Source organism: Listeria rocourtiae subsp. hofi, assembly GCF_963575615.1.
In the GTDB taxonomy this organism is placed as follows: Bacteria; Bacillota; Bacilli; order Lactobacillales; family Listeriaceae; genus Listeria_A; species Listeria_A hofi.
The window spans coordinates 1-5,740 of record NZ_CAUYTL010000068.1 but is presented as its reverse complement, the minus strand read 5'-3'; the positions used below and the strand labels follow the sequence as shown (position 1 = coordinate 5,740).

The window sequence follows — 5,740 nt, the reverse complement described above, 5'->3', positions numbered from 1 at the left end:
CATACACAGTTGGTGATAAAAACATCACAGGTACGTATACTGGCGACGTGAAATCAGTAGTCGTAACTGTGAACGGGGCAGCCTATAAAGGTGGTACATTCAACGCAGACGGCACGTTCAAATTCTACGCACTAGACAAGATCAAATCAGCAGACGATGTCATCGCTATCCAAGCTTTCGACAAAGCAGGAAAAGTACTCGACACGCAAACAATCAATATTCAAAAATAAATGGCAATATAGGCGAGAGACTCATAACCATACATGGTGTTTCTCGCCTTTTTTATTGTAGAACTGGGCTTGATATGCTTGTACTTGTAACTACATGGAAAGGACTCAGATGACATGAAAGAAACGATTTGTATTAAAAATATGTATCAAATAATGAAGAGATACGTGTGGTTTTTAATAAGCACAACTCTTATAGGAGTCCTCATTGCCGGTATCACACTACTATTTTTCATTACGCCAATGTATGAAGCCAAAACACAGATTTTAGTGACGCAATCGGCACAATCCGCAGGTGTAACGACTATCCAAACATCAGAGGTGCAGGCTAACATTCAACTTGTAAACACATACACAGCCTTGTTGACCAGCCCGCGAATTCTGGATGATGTTGCACAAAAGTTAGGCGGTCACTACACGGCAGGAAATTTAATGGGGAAAATCACGGTCGGAAGCCAGCACAATTCGCAAGTAATCAACGTCAGTGTGAAAGATAAAAATCAAGCACAAGCGGCGGTAATTGCCAACGCTGTAGCAGACTCCTTCGCAAAAATAACGCCAGATATCATGAACGTCAACAATATCGACATACTAGCTAGAGCAACGGTTGCATCGAACCCAAAACCAGTTAGTCCAAATCGAGTCCTACTCATTTGTGGATACGCAATGGGAGGGCTCATAATTGGCTTTTTCACCGTGTTTATTCTCGTTGTTTTTAATACGAAGTTTAGAGACGAGGCGGATGTAGTGGAAGTGTTAGATATTCCGTTATTGGGACATATTGCGAAGATACCCGAAAATCATGAACAATTTTGAGTGCCAAAGACCATATAATAATACAGAGAATAAAAAAGGCGCCCACTCCGAGCGCCTTTTTTGTGTTACTTATGCTTTTCTGTAGCGTCTGAATGCAATGACTCCTAAGATAGAGAGAATCGCTGCTCCGAGAATAACCCAGATGTACTCTAGTGCATCTCCTGTGCTCGGTAGAATCGAGAAGAAGCCGGATTTTTTCTCCGTTTTTGGTGCGGATGGTGTGTCTGCTTTTGCTACGTTTTTCTTTTCTGTGCTTGGTTTTGGTGTTTTGGTTTCTTTTGCTGGTGTTTGTGGTGTTGCAGGCGTTATTGGTTCTGTCGGGTTCTCTGGTGTTAGTGGGTTTACTTTTTCGGGTTCTTCTACTGGTGTCGGGGGTGTTACTGTTGGGATTTCGGATTGTAGGAAATCGCCTTCGTTGCCAAATGCTAGTTCTGCTTGGTTTGGAATGCCGCAAGTTGCTCGTCTGTTACGTTTGCTTTAATCGTCGTTGTGACGGTCATCGTGTACGTGTGTCCTGCAAGGTAGGCAAAACTGTCTTCTTTTTTGTCCATTGTGAAGGTAATCAAGTTGTTTTCTTGTGTGATCGTGCCATTTTCAGTGACGTCAGTGCCGTTTTCATCCGTAATTTGGATCTTCTCGATGTTTAGGAATTCGTGGATTTGGTCGGTAATAATCGCTTGATTCCATGTGGCTGTTTGGTTACCAAAAATGGTTTGGATGTTCCAGTTGAACGCGTCATTGCGGTTTGCTAGGTCTACATGTTGCACGCCTTCGATGTCTTTGTGGATTTCTGGGTTGACTGTCGGTGGTGTGACGGTTGGAATTTCAGATTTTAGCAGATCACCTTCGTTGCCAAATGCTAATTCTGCTTGGTTCGGGATGCCACCTTCTTGGATGAATGGTGCTAGTTGCTCGTCTGTTGTGTCAGCTTTGATTTCTGTTGTGACGGTCATCGTGTACGTGTGTCCTGCAAGGTACGCAAAACTATCGTCTTTTTTGTGCATCGTGAAAGTAATCAAGTTGTTTTCTTCTGTGATCGTGCCGTTTGCCGTGACATCATTACCATTTTCGTCAACAATTTGGATGTTTTTAATCGCAAGTAAGTTGTTGATTTGGTCCGTGATGATCGCTTGGTTCCAGCTCGCTGTTTGGTTACCGAAAGCTGTGTGGATGTTCCAATCGAAGGCATCATCGCGATTCGTTAAGTCTAGGTGCTCTTGCTTTTCGATATCTTTGTGAATTTCAGGGTTCACTGTTGGTGGAGTTACTGTCGGAATTTCAGAGACCAATAAGTCACCTTCGTTACCAAAAGCTAGCTCTGCTTGGTTCGGAATCCCACCGTCTTTGATGAATGGTGCTAATTGCTCATCCGTTACGCCATCCTTGATTACTGTGCGAACGCTCATCGTATACGTTTGGCCTGCCAAGAACGCGAAGCTATCCTCTTGCTTGTTCAGCGTGAAAGTAATGTTGTTGCCATCGACAGCTAATGTGCCGTTTCCAGTAACATCTTTACCTTGTGCATCCTTGATTTGAACGTCTTCAATCGTCAATAAGCTGTTAATTTCGTCGGTAATGACTGCTTTTGTCCAGCTCGCCGTATCGTTACCAAAAATCGTGTCAATATTCCATACAAAAGCGTCATCACGGTTGCTTAGCGTTAAGTTTTGCACGCCAGCTTTCGTATTGTTCATTTGTGCTAGTACGTTCCAGTCAAATAGTTGGTAGTTCTCCACATTTTTGTGGATTTCTGGCACTTCAATCTTCTCGTTTTCTTTCGTCAAGGAAATCATTTGAGTCGCGTTACTTTCCGTGATTTCAAAATTAACTGGTGTCCCATCTAAAACATAACCTGTTGGAGCTTTCGTCTCAACTAAGCTGTATTTGCCAAGCTCTAAATCGGTCATTGTGAGGATACCGCTCGCGTTAGTCGTCACTGTTTGGATAACCGTCCCAGATGCATCTAGTAATTGGAAAGTCGCTCCTGCTAAACCGTTGTTGTTTGCCGCATCGACTTTTTGTAGTTGTACGCTGCCTTTTGGTGGTTCAGGCGTTACTGGTGTATTTTCAACTGTTACCACTTGGACTGTAGTATGGTTTTCTTCTGTGATTTCAAAGGTATGCGGTGTTGGATCTAACTCGTAACCAGCTGGAGCTTTTGTTTCGACTAGCGTGTATTTCCCTACTGGTAAGTCAGTTACTGTGACACTTCCTGATGAGTCGGTTGTTATGGTTTGAGATGCAATATTATCGCCTTTTAGTTGGAATTCAGCGCCTGCTAAACGGTTCGTATTATCTGTTGCGTCACGTTTGATTAACTCTAAGCTACCTCTTGACTCTTCTGGTGCAATAATTGGTTCTGGTATATTATCAACCGTCACGATTTGAACAGTTGCATGATTCGCTTCTGTAATTTCAAATGTGTGAGGTGTGGCATCTAACTCATAGCCAGCAGGAGCTTTCGTCTCCACTAGCGTATATTTGCCCACTGGTAAATCGCCTACTTTTGCGCTACCTGTTGCGTCGGTCGTGATTGTACGTGATTCGCCGTTATCGCCAGTTAAGCGGAACTCCGCACCTGCTAAACGCTTCGAATTGTCGGTTGCGTCGCGCTTGATTAATTCCATGCTGCCTTTTGGTTCCTCTGGTTCTACAACTGGTGGTTCTTCGATTTCTTTGTTTGTCACTGTCACATTTTGCGTGTCTGTGAAGTTGTCATATGTGATGCTAAAGTGGCGTGGTGTAGCGTCTAATTCATAGCCAGCCGGAGCTTTTGTTTCCACAAAATAGTAATCTCCAATTGGTAAATTCGCTGTGATAGTACCGCTAGAATTTGTTTGGAAATCTGCTGATACCAATGTGCCATCCGCTTTGTATAGGCTAAATACAGCGCCGCTCAATAATCTGTCCGCGTGATCTGCATCTTTTTTCGTTAAAACAACGGTTCCTTCTGCTGTGTTGCCCATTTGAAGTCGGATGGTTGAACCTGTGTCAAAAGCTGTGATTTCAAACGAGATTGGCGTGCTGTCTAACTTATATCCAGCTGGTGGAGCCGTTTCAACTAATTGGTAGCTCCCAATAGCCAATTCTGGGATCGTCAACTTCCCTTGGGAATCAGTCACCAAATTTTCTTGAAGCAGCGAACCATTTTCATCAAGTAATTTAAAAGTAGCACCTGGTAAATTCACCGATGGGCGATCATTATCTGTTTTCGTTAACTCAACATTCGCTGTCCCATCATCACCAGTTCCGTTACCTGCTGCGCCACGGTACTCAGCACCAGATTCTATATTCTCATCTACATCCGTACCCGTTAAATTACCTTCATTTCTATAGATAGTTCCTGGTTGTGGGTTTATTAATCGTGTTTGGTACTCAATAGATACTATATCTGAAATATCACCGAGTTGTAGTTCGAAAGACTGCGCCGTATACGTCAACATGTTTGCGACTTGCGCTGTTGGAATTCCATTTTCTTTAATCGGGTAGCCATTTCCATCTACATCACCAATATAGATTTTTAGAGATTCTGGGATAAAAGTATGACCTTCACCTAGCGTATCTTTGTATACTGCATTTGGGATAGTATCTTTGTGGGCATTAATACGTACATTCCATGGAATTTTATCTGGGTCCCACGTGTACCAGTAGCCCCATTTATTTAGTTTTTCGCCTTCTGGAATTTCAAAACCATCGCCAATATCGCCTATCCCAATGTCAATCTTTACCTCACCATTTGTCGTAGGGAAAGTAAGCGTTGTTGTCTCGCCACCATTGACATTACTGTTGTCGCGGTCTATACCTACCCAAACCTTCATGCTTCCATGAACATTTACTTTACCAACTGGGTAATCTGTGAAAGTAACGACCACTTCTTTCGTTCCGGCCTTTGCTACGCCATGACCAACAAGGTTGTTATTTTCATCGCGTAATTCAAAACTCACGTCGTCCCATAATGAGATTTCTTCTGGTAATTTGACACGCATCGTATCGCCTTCTCCAACATCGACATTATCTGGAATCGCCCAGAAATACTCTACTTGGAACCTCTGACCAATCGTTGTTTCAGTCGTATCAAGCTTAACGTCTGTAATAAAGTTAGCACTGTGATCCGTACTTGCTGAACTAAAGTTAAATGGAATAACAGTTATTGCTATAACTGCTACCATAAACATAATCAATAGTTTTTTCATTTTTTTCAATTTCTTCATAAATTTTTACGTCTCTCCTCAAATTTTATTTTTCCATGGCTTTAGGACAGGGGGATATTGTATTTTTAAATAATACTCACCTCCTTGCTCACTGCGCTTCGGTATCTAAAATGAGATGAATATCTTAGCTGGGATTCCTCAAAAGTGAATCTCAGGCATAATTTCAAGTTTGCTTTTTTTGACACATTCTAGTAGAAATTGTGAGGTGGCTTTCATAAACAAGTACAATGATTTTTCGCTATTTAAAAGTTGCAACGTCCCAAATGTGTTTTTCATGTAAGTCATCTCCTTCCCAATTTGTTGTCACTAGCCTTACTTATAATTTACCAGCTACTTTACCTAAAACAGGATGTTTATTAATTTATTTATAAAACATAAATTTTTTCAGAAATCTAATTTTATGGCAACAAAAAAGAGTCTGAGACAAAAGGTTCTCTGACCTAGAAAAATACGTATCCAAAATCTGCATTTAGATTTTGGATACGT

At 41.8% G+C, this 5,740-nt stretch carries 5 protein-coding genes; 3 read left to right on the top strand and 2 right to left on the bottom strand.

Annotated features, from left to right (window positions below):
• Together R8925_RS15615 and R8925_RS15610 are read left to right on the top strand one after the other, a co-directional pair.
• On the top strand, positions 1-230 hold a 230-nt coding region (locus R8925_RS15615; RefSeq protein WP_430536712.1), incomplete at its 5' end, for an immunoglobulin-like domain-containing protein.
• Between the two features lie 114 nt (positions 231-344).
• Positions 345-1,043 carry a YveK family protein gene (locus R8925_RS15610; protein ID WP_430536711.1) on the top strand — a complete coding sequence of 233 codons (699 nt, stop codon included), beginning with the start codon at positions 345-347 and terminating at the stop codon, positions 1,041-1,043.
• 69 nt (positions 1,044-1,112) lie between these two features.
• Here the strand turns inward: R8925_RS15610 and R8925_RS15605 are convergent, their stop codons facing one another.
• Complete coding sequence (locus R8925_RS15605; RefSeq protein ID WP_430539460.1) at positions 1,113-1,178, bottom strand: hypothetical protein; 66 nt, start codon at positions 1,176-1,178, stop codon at positions 1,113-1,115.
• A gap of 7 nt (positions 1,179-1,185) precedes the next feature.
• On the opposite strand from R8925_RS15605, the gene R8925_RS15600 reads away from it, so the two are divergent.
• The gene (locus R8925_RS15600; RefSeq protein ID WP_430536710.1) at positions 1,186-1,524 is read left to right on the top strand and encodes a hypothetical protein; all 339 of its coding nucleotides are present in this window, start codon (positions 1,186-1,188) and stop codon (positions 1,522-1,524) included.
• On the opposite strand, the gene R8925_RS15595 is transcribed toward R8925_RS15600, so the two are convergent.
• Positions 1,469-5,254 (bottom strand): SpaA isopeptide-forming pilin-related protein, encoded by a 3,786-nt coding sequence (locus R8925_RS15595; protein WP_430536709.1) that lies wholly within the window; start codon positions 5,252-5,254, stop codon positions 1,469-1,471. The two genes, R8925_RS15600 and R8925_RS15595, sit on opposite strands and share 56 nt — an antisense overlap.
• Positions 5,255-5,740: the final 486 nt, after the last annotated feature.